This window comes from Thioclava sp. F36-6, from assembly GCF_002020305.1.
In the GTDB taxonomy this organism is placed as follows: Bacteria; Pseudomonadota; Alphaproteobacteria; order Rhodobacterales; family Rhodobacteraceae; genus Thioclava; species Thioclava sediminum.
In genome coordinates, this window is the sequence record NZ_MPZX01000002.1 from 814,290 (window position 1) to 840,616 (window position 26,327).

Annotated in this window: 29 protein-coding genes; 14 read left to right on the forward strand and 15 right to left on the reverse strand. The window is 62.6% G+C overall.

All coding sequences use genetic code 11. The features are described from left to right. The first annotated feature begins 86 nt into the window (after positions 1-86). The 8 genes from BMI88_RS10995 to BMI88_RS11030 all read left to right on the forward strand — a co-directional run bounded on the left by BMI88_RS10995 (position 87) and on the right by BMI88_RS11030 (position 3,650). The gene (locus tag BMI88_RS10995; RefSeq protein ID WP_078548628.1) at positions 87-335 is read left to right on the forward strand and encodes a LuxR C-terminal-related transcriptional regulator; all 249 of its coding nucleotides are present in this window, start codon (positions 87-89) and stop codon (positions 333-335) included. Between the two features lie 22 nt (positions 336-357). After that, the gene (locus BMI88_RS11000; protein WP_078548632.1) at positions 358-618 is read left to right on the forward strand and encodes a hypothetical protein; all 261 of its coding nucleotides are present in this window, start codon (positions 358-360) and stop codon (positions 616-618) included. Beyond that, the gene (locus BMI88_RS11005; protein ID WP_078548635.1) at positions 605-1,237 is read left to right on the forward strand and encodes an HNH endonuclease; all 633 of its coding nucleotides are present in this window, start codon (positions 605-607) and stop codon (positions 1,235-1,237) included. Before BMI88_RS11000 ends, BMI88_RS11005 begins: the two co-directional genes overlap by 14 nt. 13 nt (positions 1,238-1,250) lie before the next feature. Further along, the gene (locus BMI88_RS11010) at positions 1,251-1,493 is read left to right on the forward strand and encodes a hypothetical protein (protein ID WP_078548639.1); all 243 of its coding nucleotides are present in this window, start codon (positions 1,251-1,253) and stop codon (positions 1,491-1,493) included. A 21-nt stretch (positions 1,494-1,514) separates the two neighbouring features. Further along, entirely contained in the window at positions 1,515-1,703 is a 189-nt protein-coding gene (locus tag BMI88_RS11015) for a hypothetical protein (protein WP_078548641.1), read from the forward strand. Further along, positions 1,688-2,788 carry a tyrosine-type recombinase/integrase gene (locus tag BMI88_RS11020; RefSeq protein ID WP_246831866.1) on the forward strand — a complete coding sequence of 367 codons (1,101 nt, stop codon included), beginning with the start codon at positions 1,688-1,690 and terminating at the stop codon, positions 2,786-2,788. The genes BMI88_RS11015 and BMI88_RS11020 overlap by 16 nt, the downstream gene beginning before the upstream one ends. A 162-nt stretch (positions 2,789-2,950) precedes the next feature. Beyond that, positions 2,951-3,382: a hypothetical protein gene (locus tag BMI88_RS11025; RefSeq protein WP_078548647.1), complete on the forward strand. Its 432-nt coding sequence runs from the start codon at positions 2,951-2,953 to the stop codon at positions 3,380-3,382. 97 nt (positions 3,383-3,479) lie between these two features. Next, positions 3,480-3,650 (forward strand): hypothetical protein, encoded by a 171-nt coding sequence (locus BMI88_RS11030; protein WP_168173973.1) that lies wholly within the window; start codon positions 3,480-3,482, stop codon positions 3,648-3,650. Between the two features lie 36 nt (positions 3,651-3,686). On the opposite strand, the gene BMI88_RS19580 is transcribed toward BMI88_RS11030, so the two are convergent. The 6 genes from BMI88_RS19580 to BMI88_RS11055 all read right to left on the reverse strand — a co-directional run bounded on the left by BMI88_RS19580 (position 3,687) and on the right by BMI88_RS11055 (position 8,024). Further along, positions 3,687-4,313 (reverse strand): hypothetical protein, encoded by a 627-nt coding sequence (locus tag BMI88_RS19580; protein ID WP_146673550.1) that lies wholly within the window; start codon positions 4,311-4,313, stop codon positions 3,687-3,689. A 348-nt stretch (positions 4,314-4,661) separates the two neighbouring features. Further along, positions 4,662-5,153 carry a hypothetical protein gene (locus tag BMI88_RS11040; RefSeq protein WP_168173974.1) on the reverse strand — a complete coding sequence of 164 codons (492 nt, stop codon included), beginning with the start codon at positions 5,151-5,153 and terminating at the stop codon, positions 4,662-4,664. Continuing rightward, positions 5,119-5,487 (reverse strand): hypothetical protein, encoded by a 369-nt coding sequence (locus BMI88_RS11045; protein ID WP_078548658.1) that lies wholly within the window; start codon positions 5,485-5,487, stop codon positions 5,119-5,121. Before BMI88_RS11045 ends, BMI88_RS11040 begins: the two co-directional genes overlap by 35 nt. 313 nt (positions 5,488-5,800) lie before the next feature. Further along, entirely contained in the window at positions 5,801-5,977 is a 177-nt protein-coding gene (locus tag BMI88_RS19755; protein WP_168173975.1) for a hypothetical protein, read from the reverse strand. A gap of 14 nt (positions 5,978-5,991) precedes the next feature. Next, positions 5,992-7,296 carry a hypothetical protein gene (locus BMI88_RS11050; protein ID WP_078548661.1) on the reverse strand — a complete coding sequence of 435 codons (1,305 nt, stop codon included), beginning with the start codon at positions 7,294-7,296 and terminating at the stop codon, positions 5,992-5,994. Positions 7,297-7,607: 311 nt separating this feature from the next. Beyond that, the gene (locus BMI88_RS11055; RefSeq protein WP_246831867.1) at positions 7,608-8,024 is read right to left on the reverse strand and encodes a hypothetical protein; all 417 of its coding nucleotides are present in this window, start codon (positions 8,022-8,024) and stop codon (positions 7,608-7,610) included. Between the two features lie 56 nt (positions 8,025-8,080). On the opposite strand from BMI88_RS11055, the gene BMI88_RS11060 reads away from it, so the two are divergent. The 4 genes from BMI88_RS11060 to BMI88_RS11075 all read left to right on the forward strand — a co-directional run bounded on the left by BMI88_RS11060 (position 8,081) and on the right by BMI88_RS11075 (position 15,907). Beyond that, positions 8,081-9,085, forward strand: a complete 1,005-nt coding sequence (locus BMI88_RS11060) for a hypothetical protein (protein ID WP_078548665.1) — start codon at positions 8,081-8,083, stop codon at positions 9,083-9,085. A gap of 88 nt (positions 9,086-9,173) precedes the next feature. After that, positions 9,174-10,457 (forward strand): O-acetylhomoserine aminocarboxypropyltransferase/cysteine synthase family protein, encoded by a 1,284-nt coding sequence (locus BMI88_RS11065; protein ID WP_078548668.1) that lies wholly within the window; start codon positions 9,174-9,176, stop codon positions 10,455-10,457. Positions 10,458-10,677: 220 nt separating this feature from the next. Further along, entirely contained in the window at positions 10,678-13,893 is a 3,216-nt protein-coding gene (locus BMI88_RS11070; RefSeq protein ID WP_078548671.1) for a hypothetical protein, read from the forward strand. A 121-nt stretch (positions 13,894-14,014) separates the two neighbouring features. After that, positions 14,015-15,907, forward strand: a complete 1,893-nt coding sequence (locus tag BMI88_RS11075) for a monovalent cation:proton antiporter-2 (CPA2) family protein (protein WP_078548673.1) — start codon at positions 14,015-14,017, stop codon at positions 15,905-15,907. Positions 15,908-15,985: 78 nt separating this feature from the next. On the opposite strand, the gene BMI88_RS11080 is transcribed toward BMI88_RS11075, so the two are convergent. From BMI88_RS11080 to BMI88_RS11100, 5 genes are all read right to left on the reverse strand, one after another. After that, complete coding sequence (locus BMI88_RS11080) at positions 15,986-16,495, reverse strand: CarD family transcriptional regulator (RefSeq protein WP_075774088.1); 510 nt, start codon at positions 16,493-16,495, stop codon at positions 15,986-15,988. Between the two features lie 320 nt (positions 16,496-16,815). After that, positions 16,816-17,154, reverse strand: a complete 339-nt coding sequence (fdxA, locus tag BMI88_RS11085; protein WP_078520521.1) for a ferredoxin FdxA — start codon at positions 17,152-17,154, stop codon at positions 16,816-16,818. Positions 17,155-17,255: 101 nt separating this feature from the next. After that, positions 17,256-17,546, reverse strand: a complete 291-nt coding sequence (locus BMI88_RS11090; protein WP_078542109.1) for an RNA-binding S4 domain-containing protein — start codon at positions 17,544-17,546, stop codon at positions 17,256-17,258. Between the two features lie 9 nt (positions 17,547-17,555). Further along, the gene (locus tag BMI88_RS11095; RefSeq protein ID WP_078548675.1) at positions 17,556-20,387 is read right to left on the reverse strand and encodes a helicase-related protein; all 2,832 of its coding nucleotides are present in this window, start codon (positions 20,385-20,387) and stop codon (positions 17,556-17,558) included. A gap of 19 nt (positions 20,388-20,406) precedes the next feature. Continuing rightward, positions 20,407-20,910: a tetratricopeptide repeat protein gene (locus BMI88_RS11100; protein ID WP_246831868.1), complete on the reverse strand. Its 504-nt coding sequence runs from the start codon at positions 20,908-20,910 to the stop codon at positions 20,407-20,409. A gap of 134 nt (positions 20,911-21,044) precedes the next feature. On the opposite strand from BMI88_RS11100, the gene BMI88_RS11105 reads away from it, so the two are divergent. Continuing rightward, on the forward strand, positions 21,045-21,332 hold the full coding sequence (locus BMI88_RS11105) for an SCP2 sterol-binding domain-containing protein (RefSeq protein WP_078520525.1): 288 nt from the start codon (positions 21,045-21,047) through the stop codon (positions 21,330-21,332). After that, on the forward strand, positions 21,332-22,315 hold the full coding sequence (locus BMI88_RS11110) for an alpha/beta hydrolase (protein WP_078548678.1): 984 nt from the start codon (positions 21,332-21,334) through the stop codon (positions 22,313-22,315). The genes BMI88_RS11105 and BMI88_RS11110 overlap by 1 nt, the downstream gene beginning before the upstream one ends. On the opposite strand, the gene BMI88_RS11115 is transcribed toward BMI88_RS11110, so the two are convergent. From BMI88_RS11115 to BMI88_RS11130, 4 genes are read right to left on the reverse strand one after another with little or no spacing between them, the layout of a single operon-like run. After that, positions 22,296-23,021, reverse strand: a complete 726-nt coding sequence (locus BMI88_RS11115) for a peptidase (protein WP_078548680.1) — start codon at positions 23,019-23,021, stop codon at positions 22,296-22,298. The genes BMI88_RS11110 and BMI88_RS11115 overlap by 20 nt on opposite strands. Before the next feature lie 32 nt (positions 23,022-23,053). Further along, complete coding sequence (locus BMI88_RS11120) at positions 23,054-23,866, reverse strand: transglutaminase family protein (RefSeq protein ID WP_078548683.1); 813 nt, start codon at positions 23,864-23,866, stop codon at positions 23,054-23,056. Next, positions 23,863-24,825, reverse strand: coding sequence for an alpha-E domain-containing protein (locus BMI88_RS11125; RefSeq protein WP_078520529.1), 963 nt, complete (start codon positions 24,823-24,825; stop codon positions 23,863-23,865). The genes BMI88_RS11120 and BMI88_RS11125 overlap by 4 nt, the downstream gene beginning before the upstream one ends. 4 nt (positions 24,826-24,829) lie before the next feature. Beyond that, positions 24,830-26,242 (reverse strand): circularly permuted type 2 ATP-grasp protein, encoded by a 1,413-nt coding sequence (locus BMI88_RS11130; protein WP_078548686.1) that lies wholly within the window; start codon positions 26,240-26,242, stop codon positions 24,830-24,832. Positions 26,243-26,327: the final 85 nt, after the last annotated feature.

Consider the following 26,327-nt stretch of genomic DNA (forward strand, 5'->3'; position numbering starts at 1 on the left):
TCTGCCCCCTGAATGCCAGGGGACAGCGACGGACATCATGAAATGCCCGAACCCACGACATTTGAACAACACGAGGACACGTCACCATGATGTTCCAAGGTCCAATCCAACCGGCGATTCTACCGGGTTTCACAAAGCGCGAGCGCGAGATGATCCACCTGCTCGCACTCCCTCGCAAGATCGCAGCGCATCGGCTTGCGTGCTCCGAAAGCAACGTGAAGGCCATATCGACCAACATTTGCCACAAGCTCGGCGTCTCCGATCGTCAGAGCGCGCTGGTCCGCCTCGCCGCTGCCGGAGTTGCGATCGAGGTGACGGAAACCCAAGACTCCTGACAAACAACGCAAGGACAAGACGATGAAGAACAAGCTCACCGACTTGAACGATCACCTGTTTGCTCAGCTGGAACGGCTCTCAGAAGAAGACCTGACACCCGAGCAGATCGCGACAGAGGTCAGTCGGACCGAAGCCATCGTCTCCGTCGCCGACAAGATCACTTCGAACGCGGATCTGACGCTCAAGGCCGCGAAGCTGTTCGCGGAACACGGTCGGGCCATTCTGCCCATGTTGCCCCAGATCGGTGGCAAGGCGAAGGAAGCTGACAATGCCGAAGGGTGAGCGGATCAGCTATAGCGACGAGGAGCTCGCGTGGATCGAGGTGCATAAGTCGATGATCCGTCGCGAGGCGCACACGCTGTTTATCGAGAAGTTCGGTCGCGAAGACGTTTCCCTCGCGAACTATCATTCGTTGTGTAAACGGCACGGTTGGCTCACAGGCCGCACTGGGCAGTTTGAGCGCGGCCACGAGACGCACAACAAGGGGATGAAGGGTTTTTGCGCGCCCGGCTCGGAGAAGGGCTGGTTCAAAAGCGGTGAGCGTCGTGGCGTTGCGGTGAAGATTTATCAGCCGATCGGAACCGAGCGCGTCTCCAAGGATGGCTATCTCGAGCGCAAGGTGAACGATGATCTGCCTCTCCAGAAGCGATGGCGCGCGGTTCACCTGATCAACTGGGAAGCCGTTAACGGTCCGATTCCCGCGGGTCACGCGCTCAAGTGCCTGGATGGCGACAAGCAGAACACCGCCCCGACGAATTGGACACTGGTGTCGCGCTCGATGCTCCCGCGCCTCGCCGGAGCGAAAAAGGGCGTGCATTACGACAGCGCGCCGAACGAGCTGAAGCCGACGCTGCTCGGGATTGCACGCCTTGAGCAAGCGGCGCGCGACGCCAAGAAATGACCAGGAGATCGCAATGCTCCCCCTACGCATAGCCAATGCCACCCGCATCCTCGCAGAGACTCAAGACGAGTACTACGCGCTCGCGATCAAAGACGAGATCATCGACGGCACCAACCAGATGACGAGCGTTTGGGAACCAACACCATCGGAACTGAAGATGCTCAATGAAGGCGGTGCAGTTCGCCTGACAATACTCGGCACTGGGCATCCGCCGGTAATGATTACCGCACAGCCCGCGCCAGGTCTGTCCAGCTAACCCACGCGAACCGGAGCAACCATGCCCGCCCCTGCCGCCACAGAAGCCGCGATCAAGCGTGCCCTTGCCGCCGCCAAGGCGACCGGTCTTGCCGTGACCAGCTTCACGGTGACGCGCGACGGCACGGTGACCGTCTCGACCGCGCAGAACATGGACAGCCAGCCCGAATCCTCCCAAGCTCGTAAGCCTAAGCAATGGGCCAAAAGGTGATGGATGTGCGGGTCGACTTTCCTGGGCTGCTGATCGAGCGAAACCGTAACGGCTCGCCGCGGTATCGCGTGCGGGTCGAGGGTGACAAAAAGCGTCGCATCACCATCCCCGTCGCGCCGGACCATCCCGAATTCGCGAACCACTACTACGCTGCGCGCGCCGGCGAGGCGTGGCAGCCCGGATACCGCCGCGCCGTCGAGAACTCCCTGGACTGGCTCGTTATGCGCTATCTGGACCATTTCGAGAAGACTGTCGCGGCTGGGACAGCAAGCGCCGACACGCTGCGCCAGAAGCGCTCCGTGCTGGGCCGCATGCTTGACCACAAGGACGCAAACGGCACGCGCTACGGTGAGTGCGACATCGATGCGCCGGCTAGCGCCTTCATCGAGATCCGCGACGCCTGGGGCGCAACGCCAGGTGCGGCTGACAATATGATCCGCTCGGTGCGTGCGCTCTACAAATGGGCGATCGAGCGCGAGTATGTTGCCAACAACCCGGCCGCTGGGATTGCAGCGATCAATACCGCCTCGAAAGGCGGCGCCGTGCCGTGGACGCCGGATGATCTGCTCAAGTTCAAGAAGAAGCACCCACCTGGCACGACGGCGCACCTCTGGCTCACCCTGCAGGCTTTCACCGCTTGCCGCGTTGGCGATGCGATCTGGCTTGGACGAGACCAAGAGGTCACGCGCAACGGGCAAATCTGGCTTGATTGGCAGCCGCGGAAGAAGGGATCGGCGTTCGTCTCGATCCCAATGCTCCCGCCCCTACACGAGGCGACGCGGGCCGCGACCGTAGTTGGGCCCACCTATCTGCTAGGCGATATGGGCAAGCCGTTCGGTAGCTCGGAGAGCCTGCGCAATCGTATCCGTAAGTGGTGCGACAGCGCCGGGCTCTATGGGAAGTCCTCGCACGGCGTGCGCAAAGCCGTGGCGCAGATGATGGCCGAGGCCGGTTGCACGCAACACCAGATCATGTCGGTGATGGCGCACACTCAGGCGAAGACGTCGGAGATCTACACGAAGCGTGTGGAGCGCCGGAAGTTGGCGGAGTTCGGGGCGCAGGCGCTGGCTGGGATCAAGTGGTGAATAGCGATGTCTACTAGGAAGGCCACCTGGACATTGGCGGTCGCTTGATCTCACGTGGTGATTTCGTAAAATCTTCTCACAGCTATGAAAATTGGGGTTTCTCTTTTGGACCAGAAAAGACTTTGGCACGAGATTAGCCGTGTCCTTCTGAAGACGATGCCTATGGGAAGAACTGCCAACGACATTTTAGTTTTGGTTGGTAAAATCAACTCTTCTCAAAGGGATCTCGATCAGCAAGTTGAAGAAGCGGTGGAAGCACTTACCACGTCCACTCAGTTGATTTCCAACCTTGAGGCCTCGCTTGAACAACGCGCCAGAAAACTCGACGAGCTAAAGGAAGAGTATCAGCGCGTCGCAAGCCTTGCGGAGCTGACTAAGGAGCAAGGAGAAGCAGTCGCCAAGACCCTTGAGAAGACTTTGGGTAAAAGCCAAAACCGCGAAAGGTATATTGCCTTCTTAATAAATATACTTGCGGGTCTCATCATCTTCGTAATGGGCGTATTTCTATCGGATTGGATCCAGGATTTGCCCGGCAGACTCGGCTTGAAAGCAAATGCGATTCAAGCTGACGCTCCTTTGGCCGATACCGAATGAAACTTGAACTGAACTGAACCGCAAAATACCCAGTGTTTCTTTATGCTTGGTGCGGACTTGCGACAGCGCCGGGCTCTACGGGAAGTCCTCGCACGGCGTGCGCAAGGCCGTGGCGCAGATGATGGCCGAAGCCGGATGCACGCAGCACCAAATCATGTCGGTGATCGCGCACACCCAGGCTAAGACGTCGGAGATCTACACGAAGCGGGTCGAGCGCCGAAAACTGGCGGAATTTGGGGCGCAGGCGCTGGCTGGGATTAAGTGGTAGTGCCAAAGCCTTGCTTTGGCGTAGGCCGAGTGCTTTTTAGATTAGAGCTCCATCACTCTCGTTGTCGCGCGCGCTCTTCTCTTTGCGCCTCAGCTCAAAGGCCGCGACTTTCTCAAGAAGGTAAGCTTTCGGCTCCCACGACTCATCTGGCACAACCTTGCTCGCAGCTGCAAATTTAAACGCAGCAGCAAGGCTCTCCGCTAGGGTCAGAGCCTCGATTCCTAGCCTCGCATAGCCCTCTTGTCGCGCCTCGAAGAACTCTTGGTAGTCCGGGTAAGATGCGACGTACTCAGCCACACCCTCTATGTGCCGATTTGTCAGTCTTGCGCTATTCGGGAGCGCCAGCACCCCGAACATTAGATTTTTCGGTAGGCTGCGCCAGACGATGTCATCTGGATACGTTGGTGGATTGGGCAGTTGGACTTGGGGAATATAGTATTCTTCGCCGTCGTCCTTTCGACCTGCCGGCCTACCAAAGCTGGTGCCGTCATCACCCACCACTCCGATGCAATGATCTGCGTATTCATCGAGAATACCGACAAGCCGAACAGCTGAAAACGAACCCGACTTTCTATCTCGTCGCCACGCGGAAACTGCGTCCTTAGCGATGGTCATACCGCCGCCGACGATCACCCCGACCAAACCCCAAATCGCTTCGTTCAAAATTACCCCCGATCTCGCAATCTAGATCAGCATAGCCCTTAATTCTGATGCGGCACAGTCTAGACGCTACCTGCCAACCCCGGCTGCATGCAGCACCATATCATGTCGGTGATTACGCATACTCAGGCGAAGACGTCGGCAATCTACACGAAGCGGGTCGAACGGTGGAAGCTGGCGGTGTTTGGGGCGCAGGCGCTGGAGGGGATCAAGTGGTAGGCGATGAAGTTCCCTTCCGCAAGAATTTCCCACGACTCACGATATTTGCTTAACTTTCACGTAGGCCGCGTATGCACGAATATTCAATCACTCGTGAGTTCGACACACTGGCATCAACAACCAAGTGCGTGGTCAGCTTTTCCTGTAGTCATTCCAAGCTTCAAACACTGCCGCCGCAAACTCCTCAGATGCCCTTCCGAGGTGCGACCTACGAGCGGATTTGATCTGTCTGATATCGTCAGGGAAAAAGACGGTGACCTGCTCGAAGAGACAAACCCATTGCTCCCTTGCATCAAGGCCCATGCCTGCTTTCTCATGGTAAGGGACGGTGATAGCGTCTTTGTTCTTCCATGACACTTTTTGCTCGCTGTGAGTGATAGCGAGCGCCATTACACCAACCTTTTCAACGCCATCACGAAAGCCGACCATAGACTTAATTACTATCCCGGGATGAGGATAATCCACGGTCCCCCCAAATGGGAACATAAAACCAAAGACTTCGCCTCTTGAGACCGGACTAAGGGCGGGCTGTTTCTTGGATTTCGCTCTGTCGGCCGCTTTTGTAGCCGGTCTTCCTGAAGGCAAAAGTCTACTTCTCCAGACCGAAAAAAGCGAGATCCTCATCCGGCATGTCCTTAGGGTTTCCCCACCACATGTCGTCGCTCTCCAGCACTGCAAGGCTCGAGCGCTCATCGACCCCATGAGCGACTGGGGACGCTGCGCTTTCAACCTCGGCAAAGGCTTCCTGAACCGTTTCTATAGCCGTTTCTGTACGCTTATTAAATGTGACGCCGCTAACATCCGAACCAAACTCATACGTCTCAACTTTGACCCCGCTAACGTTCAGCGTGCTCTTACGGCGGCCAGCAGGCTTTATGCGTGTGATGCCACTAACTGCGTCCATGACAAAGGCTGCAGCTATCATCTTACCCGCGCTCTGCGTCTTGCTTTTGGCCATGCGGCCACCTCGCCTTTTCGGCGAGTCGACCATCAGGCCCATAGGGGGAGATTTGCGATTTCGAGCCATAAAAAAATCCTAAGCAGCATGCATACGCTACGTCATTGAACGAGTCAATTCTAGCGCCGCGTGTAAGGTTCCGCATTTTTTAGAGCCTCGGCTGCGCTCCCTCTCATCTTTTCCGGATCCTGGAGCGCTTGAGCGATACTCCGCCTGACCGATCACTTAAGCGTGCCGCACCAGATGACGCGACACTCATTAGTCAACCTTCCGTTGGCGCAGCGTGGGGAGTAGGCCTAGTGCCCTCCAACCGTCAACGAGCGGTAACCATAGCGCGTTCGCGCTGCTTGGCGAACACAGCAGCGATCTCCGCTCGAGCTTCTTCGATCACATCTTCTAGTGGCCTGACCCTCTCGGGCGGCATGTTATAATCAGCGTTACGCCGCACATCCTTCTCAAGCAGCGTTCCAGACAATGAAAGTTCACTCATAGTTTGTCCTCCACTTATGCCCCATCACTCTTACCAACGCGACAAAAGTAACGATGGTTCAATTCGCTCGGGAAGTAGTGCTTCCGTTTCACCCACACGAATCCATCGCTTTTCGATATCACCGCAACGTCGACCGGACCACCCACGGTTTCCAGCCCCTGCGAGACCTTGCGCTTTATCGATGTAAGATCGATTAACGCCTCTGCCATTTTCGCGAGTTCGGGCTTCGGCATGAACTCCACCATATCCTCGATCTCGTGTCGCGACCGGTGCTCAAAGGACATGAAGGCTGTGTCGTTAAGATTTCGAATAAAGGCGTCCTCAGCTTGCTTGGCCAACTTGAGAAGCTCTTCTTGATCAGCATCATCTGCGAACTGGACTCCTGCCAAGATACCTTCGGCGATACTTCCGATAGTCTCACGGCAGTATTTCGTTATGTCGCTACGAAGACGATCATCCAGACCGTGCAGGAAACGATCGACCATCTCTTTCTGCGCAAAGGGCCGAACGTACGCTCGCATGCCATTCCTATCGATGTCGCAACAGTCGGTCTCGATAGAGCGAATTTTTGCTTCGAAGACGCCATCGATCTCGTAGGAAATCAGAGTCGGGAAGCGCTCTTCCTCCCCGAAGCCCGCGAAGACAATCCCCGTCTTTCCGTTAGAAATGACTTGGGCCCGCAAAAGCTTGAGAGAGAACTCGACAATCCGGTCAATGTGTTTCACCACGAAACCACTCACACCTTCCTCGACCGCGCGCCGCGTAAACGACCTATACTTCTCTTTTTGCGCCTTATTGTCACTCCGAGGCAGGAAATCGATTTCGCCCAAGCCTTCCACTGTACCCTCGTAGAATTCCAGCACGTCATTCATGGTCTCAGCAATAAAGGCGTCAAAATCCTCTCGGGTTTGCGGAGGGGTGCCTTCACTCACCCGTTCGATGACCCTCTGCTCCACCTTCTGGCTGATCTCTTCAGCGATAGGCGATATGAGGGCGACTATGCCGCTGTAGATTTCCTCTTCGGGAGCAGCGTCCACGTATTCATAGAGGTGCCCTAAGAAAGCATTCGCCGCATCCCGCACAGTCCGGAACGACGCTTCGCGCTGCCGGAACGACTTAATTATAGTCTCCAGCGGCACGCCGAGAAACTGCATGCCGTTATAGACCATGATCCCTATCGGCTGCGATTTTGACAACTCGAAGAGCTTATCCGCGCTTTCAAAAATCTTAAGCGCTTGAGTTCCTGCAGAAATTGTGACGGCGCTATCTGTCGCAAGCGCGACTGCACTCTTATTGAGAACCGCAATTTCGGCAGTCATCCCAAAACCCTCCTAAATGTAGCTTTTATCGCAACATCTAGACGTTCGATCAACATTTTGTTCGAAGATTTGTACCGTAGTGTGGCCGAAACTCGCCATCACCCCAACTCGCTGAAGATGCAAGGCCAACAATCCCTCGAACGAAAGGTGTCCCGCAGAAGCGCTCCGCGGGACACTTTCACCTGACAATTAACACCGTTTATGCACGAACTCGATTCCAGGGTCACCCACCACTTCCCCTCTTTAGGAACTGGTGACACGCGGCTCCCACGGGGGCCGCTGCGTTGAATAACGCGTATTCTCTGCCCCGTTTACTGCAGCACCGCTTTGCGGTTGAACCGCGCCTCTTCCGAGCTGCCGTCGTCATAGATCAGCTTCACCCGCACTTCGGAGACCGAGCCCTGCGGCTGGCTGACATAGACATTATCGCCCGAGATCGCGTTGGGCTGGGCCGTGCCCTCGTGGCACTTCTCCATCTTGAACGACTTGCTCGGCGGCGCGCCATTGAAACCATAGCGAATCTCGCTCAGCCCGCAGCGCCACGCCAAAAGATGGGTGAAATAGACCAGATCCTTCCCGCCATATTCACGGATCGCGACCCAGGAATCGCGGGTCATGCCGAGAATCGGGCGCACTTCGGCGGCGGTGGTGAAATTCTGCGCAGCGACGGGGCCGCTCGACACGAGGCCACACAGCGCCAACGCAGTTAACTTGCTTATCCGTATCACCTTTTACCCCTGAACTTTCTCGCTATACTGCAACAAACCCTCCGACAGGCGGCAGTATGGCGGCGACCCCCCGGACTTCACAACCCTATAACATCTTCTGTGTTGCACAGGCGGGACGGCTGGAATTCGAGGCAATTCTTTTCGCGCTGAGCTTTCGCGCGGCCAATCCGGATTTCAAAGGGCGCCTTCTGATAGCCGAGCCGCAGCCCGGGCCGCGCTGGTCCGACGAGACGCGGATTTCCGGTCCGGTGCGCGCGCTGCTAGAAGACGCGGGCGCGGAGATCGTGCCCTTCGAGTCGAAGGTCTTCGGTCAGTCCTATCCCTATGGCAACAAGATCGAGGCGCTGGCCGCCCTGCCCGAAGGCGAGCCCTTCGTCTTCTTCGACACCGATACGGTCTTCACCGGACCGCTGTCGCAGGTTGGCTTCGATTTCGACCGCCCCTCGGCGTCGATGCGGCGCACCGGCACATGGCCCGAACCGCCGCTGTACGGTCCCGGCTACGCGGGCATCTGGAAATCTCTCTACGATAAGTTCGGGCTGGACGGATTCGAGGAGACGCTCGATCTGAGCCAGCCGGACGAATACTGGCGGCGCTACATGTATTTCAGCGCGGGCTGGTTCTTCGGCGCCGACCCGGTCGAATTCGGCGCGCGCTTCCTGCGATACGCCCGCGAAATCCGCGACGATGCACCCGACGAACTGGCCTGCCAGTCGCTCGACCCGTGGCTCGATCAGGTGGCCCTGCCACTGGTGATCCATTCCTTCGGCGGCGGGCGTCCGGGGCCGGAGCTCGATGGGCTCGACGGCGAGATCACCTGCCATTACCGCGCCCTGCCGCTGATGTATGCGCGCGAAAGCGAGGCCGTGATCGACACGGTCGAAGAGCTGACGGCCCCGAACAAGGTCAAGAAGGTGCTGAAGGCCTACGAGCCTGCGAAGAAGCTGATCTATCAGGGCAAGGGCCGCAAACTGCGCGCGATCATCGCCGAAGAAGGGATGCCGCGCCACGAGAAGGCGCTGCGCAACCGGATCAAGCGCGCGAAGCTCTGGATGCGCTGAGCCACGCTCTCATTACCGAAAACGAATGTGTTTGTCGGCTCTCTTTCGCGCAGCTAACGTCTCGGCAAGAGAAGAGGAGCCCCAGACCATGTCCGACTACGCTTTCGACACGCTGCAAATTCACGCCGCCGCCGAGCCCGATCCCGCGACCGGCGCGGTGCAGGTGCCGATCTACCAGACCACATCCTACGCCTTCCAAGACGCCGACCACGCGGCGCGCTTGTTCAACCTCGAAGAAGTGGGCTTCATCTATTCGCGCCTGACCAACCCGACGGTGATGAAACTGGCCGAACGTGTCGCGGCGCTGGAAGGTGCTGCGGGCGGGGTCACCTGTTCCTCGGGTCATGCGGCGCAGATCATGGCGCTCTTCCCGCTGATGGGGCCGGGGCTGAACATCGTGGCCTCGACGCGGCTCTATGGCGGCTCGATCACCCAGTTCAGCCACACGATCAAACGCTTCGGCTGGTCCTGCACCTTCGTCGATTTCGACGATCTCGACGCGCTGGAAGCAGCGGTGGACGAGAACACCCGCGCGATCTTCTGCGAGTCGATCTCGAATCCGGGCGGCTACATCACCGACCTTCCGGCGGTGGCGAAAGTCGCCGACAAGGTCGGCCTGCCGCTGATCGTCGACAACACGCTAGCCACCCCCTACCTGTGCCGCCCGATCGAGCATGGCGCGACGCTCGTCGTCCACTCGCTGACGAAATACATGACCGGCAACGGCACCGTCACCGGCGGCTGCGTCGTCGATAGCGGCAAGTTCGACTGGTCGGCCTCGGACAAGTTCCCCTCGCTGAGCGAACCCGAACCCGCCTATCACGGGCTGAAATTCCACGAGGCGCTCGGCCCGATGGCCTTCACCTTCCACTCGATCGCGGTGGGGCTGCGCGATCTCGGCATGACGATGAACCCGCAAGGCGCGCATTACACGCTGATGGGGATCGAGACGCTGAGCCTGCGGATGGACAAGCACAACGCCAATGCCAAGGCTGTGGCCGAATGGCTCGAGAAGGATCCGCGCATCGACTACGTGACCTATGCCGGGCTGGAAAGCTCGCCGTGGCATGAGCGGATGAAGACCATCTCGCCGAAGGGCGCAGGCGGGCTGTTCACCGTCGCGGTGAAGGGCGGCTACGACGCCTGCGTGAAGCTGGTGAACAATCTCAAGCTGTTCAGCCATGTCGCGAACCTGGGCGATGCGCGCTCGCTGATCATCCACTCCGCTTCGACCACGCACCGCCAGCTGACCGAAGCGCAGCAAATCGCCGCAGGGGCCGCGCCGAACGTGGTGCGCCTGTCGATCGGCATCGAGAATGTCGACGATCTGATCGCCGATCTCGATCAGGCACTGAGCGCCGCAACCAGCTGATAACAAACATGGCGCGCCGCGATACCGGCGCGCCATTCAAACCACTTCTCATTGCATTTCGAACATTTCTTCCGGCGCTCGCTGCGGCTGCGCCGTCGAAACAGTGGAAAACCGGCAATTGCCCGCTCCGCCCCGGTCGCGACGCTTTTCAGAAGATCGAATCTCCTTTACGAAGATGTGAAGAGTTGGACCGGACCGCTCCGAGGCGCGCGCAGTACCCATGAAACCCGATTTTGCATTGATCCTCTCGCATGATGGCATCGCTCTGGTGCACCGCGCGAAAGAGGGCTGGACGCTTCTGGGCGAGGCCGCGCTCGAAGGCGATGACCCGATGGCCGAGGTCGCGGCCCTCCGCGACAAGGCACGGGCGCAGGCGCCGCGTGGCTTCACCTCGAAGCTCGTGCTGCCGGATTCGCAGATCCTCTACACCGCGATCTATGCGCCCGGACCGAGCCCCGCGCAGCGCAAGACCCAGATCGAGACCGCGCTGGAGGGCATGACGCCCTACCCGGTCAGCGAGCTGGTCTATGATTTCGCAGGCCCCGGCCAGACTGTGCAGGTCGCCGTGATCGCGCGCGAGACGCTGAAGGAAGCCGAGAGCTTCGCGCAGGAAAACGGTTTCAACCCGGTCAGCTTCGTCGCCGCCCCCGAGCCCGGCGATTTCCCCGGCGAGCCGCATTTCGGCCTGACTTCCTCGGTCGCGCAGCACATCCCCGAAGGCGCGCATGTCGAGCCTGACAAATCCGCCCTGATCGTGGCCGTCGATCTCTCCGAGGAGGCGACCGAGGCGTCGGCGGAAGCCGCGACGCAGGAGGCGCCCCTCGCTAAGGCGGACGCAGCCGACGCTCAAAGCGACATCACAGATCTTGCCGACGATAGCGCGGTCTCGGAAACCGAACTGGCCGAATTGAGCGCCTTGGACCAACCGACGGAGGCAGCTTCGGCGGAGGAACCCGAGGCCACGCTGCCGGAAGAGCCGGGCGAATTCTCCGATCTGCTCGCAGCCTCTGAGGCTGAAGCGGATGCGCAAGATACGGGTGCGCCCGAAGCCCCGAGCGAAGACACGCCCGGCGCAGAAAGCCCCGCCGCCAAGGCTGCCGAAGCGGTCGCGGCAGGCGAAGTCGCCTCCGAGGAAACCCAGGCGACGGAGGCGGTCGAGCTCGCCGAGGCCGAGCCGAACGATACGGCCATTGATGACGCCGAGGATGGCGTTGAGCCCTCGGACGCGTCGCTGACCGCCGCAGGCCTTGCCGCCACCCCGGCCGTGCCCGAGGCCGCAGAACCCGACGCAAAGCCCGAGGAGGCGACCTCTAACTCGGAGGACGAAGGCCACGATACATCCGAGGATGACGACGACGATCTGCCGAAATCCGATGCCAGCGTAATCGCCGCCGCTTTCGCCTCGCGCCGGGATCACACGACCACCGTGACCGTGAACGAGACGCCCCCCCGGCTCGGCGGAGCCACGCGGCTCCACCCTCAGCCCGATCGCAGCGAGATCGCCGCGGGCAGCGCCAAGATCACTGCGCCGAGCCTCGATTTCGACGAGCCCGATCCGCGTTTTGAGCCGAAAGCGGCTCCAAGAGCCGGCGCGAAAGGGGCCAAACCCGTGGGCGCCGCGGCACGCAAGGGCACCGGCGGCGCGGGCGCGCTTGGCGCGAAACCCGCGACCTCGCTGCTGCGCAAGGAGGCGAAGGACGGGCCGGATCCGAGCACCGCGACCCCGGCCCCCATCGTCGAGACCTCGCAGGACAAGACCGTTTTCGGCGGCACCAAGCGTCCCGTGACCGGCGGCAAGCCGCGCCATCTCGGGCTGATGCTCACCGGTGCGCTGGTGCTGGTTCTGGCGATCATCGCGCTCTGGACCACCCTGCTCGACGACCCCGCTCCCGTCGACGCACCGACGGGCGCCATCGCCGAAGCGCCTGCCCCGGATGCGAATGACGCACCCGCGCAGACGGCCCTCGCACCGGCCACGCCCGAGACGACCGCAGCTCCTGAAGCCACGGAGCCTGCCTCGCAGACGCAAGCCGAGGCGGAGCCCGAACAGCCTGCCCCCGAGAGCGACCAAGTCGCAGCCCTCACCCCTGCCGATGAGCAGCCCGCTCCAGCGGCGCCAAGCGACGAGGCCGCGATCGACAACACCGCCCCGGCGGATGAGGCGTCGCCCACCGAGACCGGCACCGAGACGGCGGCAACTGAGCAGCCTACCGATGCGCAGCCAGCCGACACGGCCACGGCAGACGACCCCGCAGATACACAGTCGGACGCGCCCGCTACCGCGGTGGACACCCAAGCGGACGCGGTGACCGCCGATGCCCCGCAGAGCGACGCGACCGAGCCCTCGGCGACCGACGCGCAAACCGCGACGACCGAGACGCAGCCGTCCGACCTGCCGGCCTTCACCGCGACGCCGCTCGATCCGCCAAGCGCCGAGACGCTGACGCCGGACACCCCGCCCGTTACACCGACGGAGGACGGGGTCGAGATGCCGGGCGGCTTCACGCTTTTCGCGGGCGAACCCGACGTTACGCCGGGCGCTCGCCCCGAAGCGGTCGCGCAGGCCTATGCGCAGACGCAGCCGATCACGCCGGAAGGCACGCTGGGCGCGATCCCTTCGCTCTCGGGCTTCCGCCCGGCCAGCCGCCCCGAGGACCTCACCGGTGCGGCCCCCGCGCCGGAGCAGACCGATCCCGCAGCGCAGGCCGATCCCAACGACCAAGGCGCGCTCGACCCGGCGCTGCAGCCCTACCCCGAGCTCCAGACCACGCGCCCGACGGCTCGACCTGACGCTGTGACCGAGCTCGCATCGACGCAGGCGCCCGCTTCGGAATCGGCCGCGGTCGCGAACCCCGAACTCGCCGCGCTGCGCCCCGAGCGTCGCCCGACCTCGATCCAGGAAGCTGTCTCCGCAGCGGTGCAGGCGCAAGATGACGCCGTCGCCGAGAACACCGATCCCTTCGCCGGAGCGACTGCTCTGGCCGTGGCGCGCTCCGCTCCCCCGCCGACCAAACCGCGTAACTTCTCGCGCTCGGTCGAGAAGGCGCTGGCCGCCGCGATAGCCGCCGAGCCCGCCCCGTCGGTCGCCGCAGCGGCTGCGCGCGCCCCGGTCGCCACTCCCGTGCCCGACCCGAGGCCCGCCGATCTCGACGAGCCCGAGCCCACCGCCGCACCGCCGCGCCTGCCGACCTCGGCCTCCGTCGCCCGTCAGGCGACCGAAGAGAACGTGATCAACCTGCGCAAGATCAACCTGATCGGGCTTTATGGCTCCTCCTCGAACCGGCGCGCACTGGTGCGGCTCTCGAATGGGCGCTTCGTGAAAGTGGGGGTGGGTGACCGGCTGGATGGCGGGCGCGTGACGCAGATCGGCTCCAACGCGCTGACCTACAAGAAAGGGTCGCGCAACCTGACGCTGAAGCTGCTGCAAGGCGGCTAACCGCGCCCGGCGCAACCATTCTTTCCCCTGCGCCCTTGCGCACCGCCCGCGCCGGACTACGCTGGGGAATAGCCGCGTCGCGCGCCTCCCCCGCGCACCCGCCCAAGGATGCAAGCCGCCAATGGAAAGCTTTCTCTTCCAAGCCACGTTCTACCTGCTCGCGATGGTCATCGCGGTGCCGCTGGCCACGCGTGCGGGCCTCGGCTCGGTGCTGGGCTATCTGATCGCGGGCATCCTGATCGGCCCCGCCACGGGACTCTCCGGCGCGGAAATGACCGACCTCCAGCACTTCGCGGAATTCGGCGTGGTGATGATGCTGTTCCTGATCGGGCTGGAACTGGAGCCGCGCGCGCTTTGGGCAATGCGCGACAAGCTGATCGGCCTTGGCGGGTTGCAGGTGCTGGTTACGATGATCCTCGTCACCGTGATCGTCATGGCGATGGGCGAGGATTTCCGCGTCTCGCTGGCGATCGGGATGACGCTGTCGCTGTCCTCGACCGCGATCGTGCTGCAGACGCTGAATGAAAAGCGGTTGATGCAGACAGCGGGCGGGCGGTCATCGTTTGCGGTGCTGCTGACGCAGGATATCGCGGTGATCCCGATGCTGGCGCTGATGCCGCTTCTGGCGCTGCCCGGCGCGCGCGCGGTGGCCAAGGCGGGGCATGGCGATCACGTCGTGGCTCGCCTTATCGACTCGCTGCCCGCCTGGGGTGTCACGGTGATCACGCTGGCCGCCGTCGCCCTCACCGTCTTGATGGGGCACTACCTCGTGCGCCCGCTCTTCCGCTTCGTTCAAGGCGCGCGGCTGCGCGAGGTGAATACCGCAATGGCCCTGCTGATCGTGGTGGGCATCGCGAGCCTGATGAACCTCGTGGGGCTCTCGCCCGCGCTTGGCACCTTCCTCGCGGGTGTCGTGCTGGCCGACAGCGAGTTCAAGCACGAGATGGAATCCGACATCGAGCCCTTCAAAGGGCTGCTGATGGGGCTGTTCTTCATCACCGTGGGCGCGGGCATCAATTTCGACGTCATCACCGCGCAGCCCGCCAATATCTTCGCGCTGGTCTTCCTGCTGGTCGCGCTGAAATCGGCGGTGCTCTATGGCCTCTCGGTGCTGTTCAAGATCCGCGGGCCGGATCGCTCGCTGTTCACCCTGAGCCTCGCACAGGCGGGGGAATTCGGCTTCGTACTGGTCTCCTTCGCGGTCGGGCAACGGATCCTGCCCAACGCGCTGGCCGAGAAGCTTCTGGTGGTGATCGCGCTGTCGATGCTGATCACGCCCTTGCTGTTCATCCTGCACGAGCAGATCGGGTTGCGGCTGCGCAAGCCTCCCGGCCCGGACCCGGACGCGATCGACGAGCAGCAGCCGATCATCATCGCGGGCGTGGGCCGCTTCGGTCAGGTGGTGAACCGCCTGGTGACGATGTCGGGGATGCGGACCACCGTTCTGGACGCCGACCTAAAGACGATCCAGCTGATGCGGACCTTCGGCTTCAAGGGCTATTTCGGCGACCCGACGCGGCCCGATCTGCTTGCCGCGGCCGGGATCAATCAGGCGCGTGTGCTGGTGGTGGCGCTGGACGGGCGCGAGAACACCACGAAACTGGTCGCCTATGCGCGCCGGATCCGGCCCGATCTGCATATCGTCGCGCGCGCCCGCGACCGGACGCATGTGTTCGACCTGTATCGGGCGGGCGCGAATGACATCGTGCGCGAGATGTTCGACAGCTCGCTGCGCGCCGGGCGCTACGTGCTGGAGAATGCGGGGCTCTCGGCCTTCGAGGCCTCCGAGCTGGAGAAGCTGTTCTTCAAGCTCGACCGGGCCGCGGTACGCGATCTGGCGCAGGTCTGGAAGCCGGGCGTCCCGGTCGAGCAGAATCCCGATTACATCGCGCGCACGAAGGAGCTCAACGCCGAGTTGGAAGCCGCGATGATGGAGCAGTTCCGCCGCCGCGGCGAGCGCGACGAGAGCGACCGCGAGGCACCGGGCAACGAGAAGACCGGCCCCGAAGCCTGAGCCCCCCCCTGCCCTGCGCGCATGAAAAAACGCGAGGCTCGCAAGCCTCGCGTTGGAAAAGTTCCGCTAATGTCGGGATCAGGCGGCGCGGCCGACCAGAACCTCGTCGACGGTTTTCGCGGCACGCTCTTCGTCGGTGCCCGAAACGGCGGCGACTTCGCGGGTCAGACGCTCGAGCGCAGCTTCATAGAGCTGACGCTCCGAGTACGACTGCTCGCGCTGATCGTCGCTGCGGTGCAGGTCGCGCACCACTTCAGCGATCGCGAGCAGGTCGCCCGAGTTGATCTTCTGTTCGTATTCCTGCGCGCGGCGCGACCACATCGCCCGCTTGACCTTCGCCTTGCCCTTGAGGGTCTCAAGCGCTTTGGTCACCATGTCAGGCGACGAGAGGCTGCGCATCCCGACTTCGGTCGCCTTGTGCGTCGGCACACGCAGGGTCATCTTGTCCTTCTCGAAGGAGATCACGAAAAGCTCGAGCTTGAGCCCGGCGATTTCCTGTTCTTCGATGGACATGATTTTCCCCACGCCATGCGCCGGGTAGACGACGAAATCATTGGGGCGGAATTCGGTCTTCTTGGTCTTGGTCATGCGGTTCGTTTCCTTGCAGCCGGTCACGAACCCCGGTATCCAGCGAGCATACGACGCCCACGGGGCTGAATAGCTCCGCGTTCGTCAGTCAGTCACGAGATCTCTTTTGCGGGCGAGCAGGCGACGCAAAAGGTGGGGTCGAACTCATTTTGTAACAGTAATATAGCAAAAAACGCGTGCATTTCAAAGCGCGTTACTGTCGCGCATGTGTAATATCACACGATTTCAGTGGGTTATACGGCGCATTTTGACACTTTGCCGCAGCGTAAATCGCCCCAATTCGCTCAGAATCGGGCAAATTGGTCAGAATCACCGACCCGTCAGTCGCCTTCGCCGGGCGCCTCGGAGAAATACTTCTCCAGCTTGCCACTCTCGCCGTCGTGCTTCTCGGCATCCGGCATCGGATCTTTCTTCTGGGTGATCACCGGCCAGAGTTCGGAATATTTCCGGTTGAGTTCGACCCAGGATTCCATTCCCGGCTCGGTATCCGGACGGATCGCATCGGCGGGGCATTCCGGCTCGCAGACGCCGCAGTCGATGCATTCGTCAGGATGGATCACCAACGTGTTCTCCCCCTCGTAGAAGCAATCCACCGGGCAGACCTCGACGCAGTCGGTATATTTGCAGTTGATGCAGTTATCGATGACGACGTAGGTCATTGGTGAAACCCCGATTGAACAGCTTCCTGACCCGTCCTAGCGGGGGATGCCACCTCTTTCAAGAGAGAGCCCGAGCTTTTCGCTGCGGCATTGCGCACAGCTTAGCCTTCCGGTTCGAGCAATGCGTAAAGCGCCTGCGCCTCGACCGCCGGACCGCGCCGGGTGCCGCAGTCCAGCACCCGCAAAACGCAGATCCGCGCGTCCTGCCCTTTGCCGAGTCTGAGCGTCAGCACATCGCCCGGTCCGATCGCTCGGCCGGGCTTGTCGATGCGCTGACCGTTGACGCGCGCCTTGCCACCCTGCACCAGCTCCTGCGCGAGGCCGCGGGTCTTACAGAACCGCGCCTGCCAGAGCCATTTGTCGATGCGGATGCGCTCGGGCGCGTCAGCCATGGCGGGTCGTTACTTCTTGTCCTTGAGGGCAGCCAGAACCGCGAAGGGGTTGTCCGGATCGACCGGCTTGTCCTTCTTCGGCGGACGGGCCTCGAAGTTGCGCGCACCTTGCGGCTTGCCCCCCTTCTTGCCCTTGTGACCGTCGCGCTTGCCATGCGGCTTGCCGCCACCCTTGCGCTCGCCACGTTCGCCACCGGGCTTGCCACCTTGGCCCTGCTCGCGGCGCGGCGGACGGTTGCCGCGCGGACGCGGCGCCCAGGTGAAGGTGTAGAAGACCTCGACCTCGTCGCTGGCCACGTCATCGGCTGCCACCATGTCGCCGCCAGCCTCGGCCGCAGCCTCGGCCTCGGGATGGGTCTCGGCAGGCTGCTCGCCGCCGCCAGCCTCGGCTTTCGCCTCGTCGGCCTGCTCGGTCTTGAGCGCCTCGGCACCGGCTTGCTCTTCGGCCTTCTCGAGATCGGCGGCTTTCACCTTCGCGCGCTCGCCTTTCTCGGCCTTGTAGCCCATGCCGCCCATCAGATCGGCGAACTGGTCCAGCGTCATGCCGGTGATCGAGAGCATGTCCGGATTGGCTTCGAACCCGCCGCGGCTGTCCTGCGTGCGCAGCAGATCGGCGAGACGTTCGAGCATGTCGATGCGGATCGCCCGCGCGCCCGAGGGACGGTAGCCCGACAGGCGGTAGGTCTCGGCATCGAACGCGTCGATATTCGGGATCGTCACGAGGCCCGGAGGCGGGCTTTCGGGGAATTCATCCGCACCCGACCACAGCGAGGCCAGCACCAGCCGCAGCCGCGTCGGCGCGGGCTTGAGAAGCGCGGGCATGAAGATCGTGTATTGGCCGAAGCGCACGCCGTGCTTGCGCAGCGAGCCGCGCGCGTCCTGATCGAGATCCTTCACCTCGGCGGCGACCTGTTCGCGCGGGATGATGCCCAGCGATTCCACCATGCGGAACGCGAAGCCACGGGCGAGACCCGTCAGTTCTTTGTCACGGCTCATCGCCAGAAGCGGCTCGAACAGGGCTGCGACCTTGCGGTCGATGAAATGCTGCAGACGGCGCGTGACCTTCTCGGCCACATCCGCACCCGCCTCGTCATCGACGAAAGCCTGCACGGTCGGCTTCAGGAGATCGGGCCCCTTCACCAGCTTGCCGACAGCGGTATCGCCCCACATCAGGCCGCCCTGCTCGGTGAAATCCATCTCCGTATCGGGGGCGTTGTAGAAGCGGTCCGCGCGCAGGCTGAACTCGGGCGCAAGCGCCTCGTAGGCCGCGCGGGCAAGCATCTTCGCCTCGTCGGGCGAGCCGGTCTCGTCCTGCTTGAACCGGAATCCTTCCAAACGGCCCGCGAATTCGCCTTCAACCGTCACTTCGCCCTTGTCGTTCACCTCGGCCACGAGGGTCTCCTTCTGCTTGAGCCGGCGCATCAACACAGAGGTGCGCCGGTCCACAAATCTTTGCGTCAGCGCGCCATGCAGCGCGTCCGACAGGCGGTCTTCTACAGCGCGGGTCGCCTCGCGCCAATGGCTTTCATCATCGACCCACCCTTTGCGTTGCGCAACATAGGTCCATGTGCGGATGAAGGCGAGACGACGCGAGAGCGTGTCGATATCGCCGCCCGTCCTGTCGATACGCTCGATCTGACGTGCAAGCCAGTCCGAGGGCACGCCCTTGCCCGATTGCAGGAACTCGAAGATGCGCGCCAGAAGCGTTGCATGTTCGGCCTCGGAAATCGAACGAAAATCGGGGATTCGGCAGACATCCCAGAGGAGTTGCACATCCTTTGGGCTGGTGATGCGGTCGCGGATCGCCGGATCGTCAGCCAGCACCTTGAGCGCGCGCGCATCGTCCGCCTCGCGCCCCTTGGTGAGCCATTCGCCCTCTGGCCGCGCGTCGAGCGACTGGATCAGCCGGTCCACGGTGCCGAATTCGAGCCGACCGTTACGCCATTGCAGCCGTTGCAGCGGCGCGAAACGGTGGTTCTCGACAGCTTCGATCACCTCGGGCTGCAGCGGTCGCGCCTCACCGGTCACGCCGAACGTGCCGTCGGTGGTGTGGCGCCCTGCCCGGCCCGCGATCTGTGCCAGCTCATGCGGGAAGAGCGGACGCATCCGCCGCCCGTCGAATTTCGAGGTGGCCGAAAACGCGACATGGTCGATATCGAGGTTGAGCCCCATGCCGATCGCATCGGTGGCGACCAGATAATCGACGTCGCCATTCTGATACATCTCGACCTGCGCATTGCGGGTGCGCGGGCTAAGCGCGCCCATCACCACCGCGCAGCCGCCTTTCTGGCGGCGGATCAGTTCCGCTATCGCATAGGTATTCTCGACCGAAAACCCGACGATGGCCGAGCGCGGCTTCATCCGGGAGATTTTCTTCGACCCGGAATAGGTCAGCTCGGAAAACCGCTCGCGCTTCGTGAATTGCACCTTCGGCACCAGCGCCGCGATTGCCCCGCGCATCGTCTCCGAGCCGAGGAACAGCGTCTCGTGCAGCCCGCGCGCATGCAGCAGCCGGTCGGTGAAGACATGACCCCGCTCGGGATCGCCACAGAGCTGAATCTCGTCGATGGCCAGGAAGTCCGCGCCGATCCCCGTCGGCATCGCCTCGACCGTACAGACCCAGTACTGCGTGCGCTCGGGCACGATACGCTCTTCGCCGGTGACCAGCGCCACGACAGAGGGCCCACGCTGCGCGACGATCCGGTCATAGACCTCGCGCGCGAGCAGCCGCAGCGGCAGCCCGATGACGCCGGTCCGATGCGCCAGCATCCGCTCGATTGCGTAATGGGTTTTGCCGGTATTGGTCGGCCCCAGAACGGCCGTGATCCGCCCGCCTTGCATCGCAGCTCCGTTCCAGCCCTTAGAGAGCCGTGCCCTGATGCGCCTTATCGAGGCGCGCAATGGCGTCTTTCACATCCTGTTGATGCGGATTCAAGGCAAAAGACTTCTGATAGGCCTCAAGCGCGCGCTTGTCGTCGCCCATCTCTTCGAGGATCGCCCCCAACCCGGCAAGCGCGCCCCAATGACGCGGCTCCAGCTTCAGGGTACGTGCGATATCCGCCGCCGAAGGACCGTAAAGCCCGGCCATGAAATAGGCCGTCGCCCGCCCGTTCCAGCCAGCTGCAAAATCGGGAGCATGATCGGTCAGCGCCGTGAAATGCTCGATCGCGGCCTCGGTGTCGCCCGCGTCCAGTGCGTCCTCGCCGCGCTTGAACAGCAAATCCATCGCCGCAGACCCCGAGCGCGACCACGCCCTGCGGATGTCCGCCTCGGCCCGCGACCAGCCCGGATCGTTCGGATCGGCCAACTCTTTGAAATACGGCTCGAGCCCCGCGGTTTCGGCGCTGGCGGGGAATGCCGCCATTGTTCCCAGCATCGCCGAAAAGCAAAATGCCGTGACGACACATTTGTATCTGTCAAATCGCTGCCACATAAATCATGACTGTAATGCAATTGCCGGAGAATGCGAGAGCCCGGCCATCAAATTTGGAGGACGCGATGAGCGAGGTTATCGACAAGGCCGTTGAGGCGCTGCGGGCGAAACTGCCCGATGGGTTTTCTTCGACTGCAAAATTCGTGATCGAGGACGAAGGCTCGATCATTGCCGACGAAAACGGCGTGCGTGAAGGCGACGACGACGCAGAGGTGGTTCTGACCGCCGACCGCGAAACTTTCGAAGGCATGCTCAACGGCGAAGTGAACCCCACCGCGGCCTTCATGTCCGGCAAGCTTTCGGTCGACGGCTCGATGGGCCTCGCCATGCAGCTGGGTGCGGCGCTCGCCTGATGGAACGCGCACCGCTTTTCGAAGAGATCGCGCGCGGCCCCGAGGGGGGCGCGGCCTACTGGCTTACGGCGGAAGATGGTGTGCGGATACGTTTCGCACATTGGCCAGCACCGCCCCAACCACGCGGCACGGTCTTTCTGGGATGCGGGCGCACCGAATATGTCGAGAAATACGGCCCTGCGGCCGCGGAGTTCGCGGCCCGGGGCTATGCCATGCTCGCCATCGACTGGCGCGGGCAAGGCTTGGCCGACCGGCTTTTGCCGGACGCGCCCGAAAAGGGCCATGTCGGCGGCTTGCAGGATTACCAGTGGGATCTGCATGCGGTGATCGCGGCTGCAGACGAGCTGAGCCTGCCGCAACCCTATTACATCGTGGGTCACTCGATGGGCGGCGCGATCGCGCTGCGCGCGGTGATGCACGAGCACCATCGCTTCAACGCGGTCGCGTTCTCTGCGCCGATGTGGGGGATCGCCACCTCAGCCCTGCTGCACCCGTTCCGGATCGTTCTCGCGAACCTTCTGGGCGAAGGCTTACTTGCGAACAGCTATCCGCCCGGCATGAACGGCACCACCTATGTCTACCGCGACAGTTTCGAGTCGAACCGCCTGACCCGCGACCCCGAGATGTGGGCCTGGCTGGTCGAGCAGGCCGCGAAACATCCCGAACTGACGCTGGCCGGCCCGACGATCCACTGGGTCGCCGAGAGTCTGCTGGAATGCGAGGCGCTGGCCGCGCTCCCTTCCCCCGACCTGCCCTGCTATTGCGGTTTGGGCGGGGTGGAGAAGATCGTGCACACGCCCGCGGTCCATGAGCGGATGAGGCGCTGGCCGAAGGGCACGCTGGACGTGATCCCCGGCGCCGAGCACGAATTGATGATGGAAGTCCCCGCGACGCGGAAACGCTTCTACGACGGCTGCGCCGCGCTGTTCGACGCAGCGGGCGGGCTGGAAGCCCGCGAACCGGTCAAAGCTGAATCTGCGTAAAGCTGTCGCGCAGCGCGTTCGACCAGGCTTCCGACATTTCCGCGAAATCGCTGTCGCCCGCCTCGATGCGGCGCTGGCTGGAAATCCGGCAATCGTCTTTCTTGATCACCGCCAGATCGAGAGGCATCCCCACCGAGAGGTTCGAGCGCAGCGTCGAATCCATCGAAAGAAGCACCGCCTTCTGAGCGTCGATCAGGTTGGTCTCGGGGCGCACCACGCGATCGAGGATCGGCTTGCCGTATTTATGCTCGCCGATCTGCAGGAAGGGCGTGTCCTCGGTCGCTTCGATGAAATTGCCTTCCGGGTAGATCAGGAACATCCGCATCTCGCCGCCCGCGCGCTGGCCCGCGACGATCATCGAGGCCGAGGTCGAGACCCGCTCGGCATCCATCCGGCTCGTGATGTCCTTGCGCACGCCCGCCATCGTGTTGCCGATAATCTCGGCCACTTTCAGCATCGTCGGCGCTTCCATGATCGAACTGTCGCCCGTCGCGTCGCTCGCATCCGCCGCTTCGCGCAACCGCGCCAGCGTCGTTTGCGTCACCGAGAGCGAGCCTGCGGTCATGATCGCGATCACCCGTTCGCCGGGCTCCTCGAAGGTGAACATCTTGCGATAGGTCGCGATGTTGTCGAGCCCGCCATTGGTCCGCGTGTCCGACAGCAGCACCATCCCCTCGTTCAGCAAGAGGCCTACGCAATAGGTCATGTTCGTTCCCTGATCCCTGACAAGCGCGCAATCTATTGCTGGACTTGGTCCAAGGCAACTGTGACGTGCAGTCGCTCCTCACCCGAGCCTTGGGTGATGCCACGGATCGGCGCGGCTTCGCGCGCATCGAGACCGGAGCCGAGGCGGATGTAGCGCTCGTCGGGGCAGCATTTGTTCGCCGGGTCGAAGCCGATCCAGCCGATCCCTGCGACCCAAATCTCGCCCCAGGCATGCGCGGCCTCGTGCGGCGTGCCGTCATCGGTCGCGAAGAGGTAGCCCGAGACATAGCGCGCGGGCAGATCGACACAGCGGGCCACGGCAACCAGCGCGTGGGCGTGGTCCTGACAGACCCCCTCGCCCTGCGCCAGCGCCTCGGCGGCGGTGGTGTGGGAATGGGTCGCCCCCGGCTTGTAGGCGATCGCCTCGGAGATCGCAGCGCTCAGGCGATGCGCCCGGTTGAGATCTTCCGTGGCCCCTGCAACGGCCTCTTCCGCCAGCGCCGCCAGACTGTCGTCGATCCAGGTCGCGACGGTCTCGCGCAGGTACGCCATCGGATGCACCAGCTCGCGATGGCCGCGCAGCACGCCCGAGGTATCGAATGTCTCGACCTGCCCTTTCACGGTGATCGCGACCTCGTCGACCGGCGGACGGATCGACCAGCCCTCGATGCGGTCGCCCGCGCCGTCGCGGAACGACCCGCCACGGAGACCGCCTTCGACCGAGACGTCCCATTCGATCACGCGCTGGCCTTCGAAGCGCGAGGGGAACATGCGCAAAGATTGCACCGCAGCGCCCATCGGCGCGTCGTAATCATAGGTGGTGACATGGTTGACGGTGAGGATCATCGCGCATCTCCCGACAGGTAGGTTTGCTGAACGAGCGCGGTAAGCTGCCCGACCTCGCCGATGAAGCGGGTGAGGAACTCGTGCAGGCCTTCGTCGATAATTTCGGCGACCTGCGTCTGGTTCAGCTCGGTCATGATCGCCTTGGCGCGCATCTGCGGCAGGCCGGTGCCCGGCTCGACCTCGTAGAAGCTTTCGAGATTGTCGAGATGGTGCATCGCCTTGCGCGTGGCCGAAATCAGCGAGCGCGGGCTGGCCGGATTGAGGATCAGGAAATGCATGATCTTCGACGCCGTCAACTCGCCGCCATAGGCCCAGTGGAAGGCCCGGTAGGATTGCAGCGCGCGCAGCAGCACCTGCCATTGGTAGTTGTCGAGCCCCGAGCCCACCATCTCCACCGAGGGCAGTAGCACGAAGTACTTAACGTCGATCAGACGCGCAGTGTTGTCGGCCCGCTCCAGCGCATAGCCGAGGTTCATGAAGAAGAACCCGTCATTGCGCAGCATCGTGCCGTCCATCGCCCCGCGCAGCAGCGCCGATTGTCGGGCCACCCATTCGCAGAGCTCGGTAATCTCCCATTCCGAACGCGGCTGACGCTCGATCTGGCGGATTTCCTGAAACGCGGTGTTGAGCGTATCCCAGACCTGACCGGTGATCGCCGTCCGCACGATGCGGGCGTTTTCCCGCGCCCGCTCGATGCAGGACACCACAGAGGACGGGTTGTCGCGGTCGAAGAACAGGTAGCTCTCTATATTGCGCTGCACCGGGTCGCCGTATTTCTCGGAGAAGCCGTCGGCGGTGCCCGAGGCTTGCAGCAGGCTCTCCCATTCCGAGCGGTAGCCATGCCCGGTCGAGGGCGTCAGCGCGATCCGCGCGCCGACCTCCAGAAGCCGTGCCATCGTCTCCGCGCGCTCCATGTAGCGCGCGACCCAGAACAGGTTTTCAGCGGTTCTACTCAGCATCCGATCACTCCGCCAAAACCCAGGTGTCTTTCACGCCCCCGCCCTGCGAGGAGTTCACGACGAGCGACCCTTCGGTGAGCGCGACGCGGGTCAGCCCGCCGGGGACCAGCTCGACCTTCTCGCCGACAAGGCAATAGGGCCGCAGATCGACGTGACGCGGGGCCACGCCCTCTTCCACGAAGGTCGGCGTGGTCGACAGCGCCAGCGTCGGCTGGGCGATGTAGTTCTCGGGGTTGTCCTCGATCTTGTGACGGAAATTCTCGATCTGCTCCTTGGTCGATTTCGGACCGACGAGCATCCCGTAACCACCCGAGCCGTGGACCTCTTTCACCACCAGTTCGGAGAGGTTTTCGAGAACGTATTTGCAGTCGTCCTTCTTGGCGCATTGCCAGGTCGGCACGTTTTCCAGAAGCGGCTCTTCGCCCAGATAGAAGCGCACCATTTCAGGCACGAAGGTGTAGATCGCCTTGTCGTCGGCCACGCCCGCCCCGGGCGCCGAGCAGATCGAAACGCCGCCCGAGCGGTAGACATCCATCAGCCCCGGAATGCCCAGCATCGAATCCGGGCGGAAGCAGAGCGGGTCGAGGAATGCGTCGTCGATCCGGCGATAGATCACGTCGAGCTTCTTCGGGCCTTCCGTCGTCCGCATCCAGCAGAAGCCGCCCTCGCAGAACAGGTCCGGGCCTTCCACCAGTTCGACACCCATCAGGTCGGCGAGGAAGGAATGCTCGTAATAGGCCGAGTTGAAATGCCCCGGCGTGAGGATCGCGACCGTCGGCTCGCCCTCGCATTTCGTCGGCGCGACCGAGGCCAAGGTGCGGCGCAACGCATCCGAATAGCCATCCACCGGCTCGATCCGGTTCTCGCGGAACAGCTGCGGGAACATCCGCATCATGATCTCGCGATTCTCCAGCATGTAGGAGACGCCCGACGGGGTGCGGCAGTTATCTTCGAGCACATAGAACTGATCGGGCCCGGTGCGCACCAGATCGACGCCGACGATATGGCTGTAGATGCCACGCGGTGGAATGAACCCCGAAACCGCCCGTTCGTAAGCGTCGTTCTGATAGACCAGCCGCGCCGGGATTCGCCCCGCCCGCACGATCTCGCCGCGCCCGTAGACGTCGAGCAGAAAGGCGTTGAGCGCCCGGGCGCGCTGCTTGATGCCACGCTCCAGTTTGCGCCATTCGGGCTGGGTGAAAACGCGCGGAAACATGTCGAAGGGAATCAGACGGTCCGGATCGCCGCCCTCGCCATAGACGGCGAAAGTGATGCCGATCCTGCGAAACAGCGCCTCCGCCTCGGCTTGCTTCATCGCGCGCAACTCGGACGGCATTTCGCGCATCCAGCCGTCGAGCCCGTTATAGGGCTGACGCACTTTGCCGCCGTCGAACATCTCGTTGAAATACTCTGTCATCGCGCCGGTTAAGTCCCCCTAGTCTTTTATTTATGTCTAGGCCCTGTACCCCGCGAGTAAAAGGCGATGGCCGATGTTATGCAAC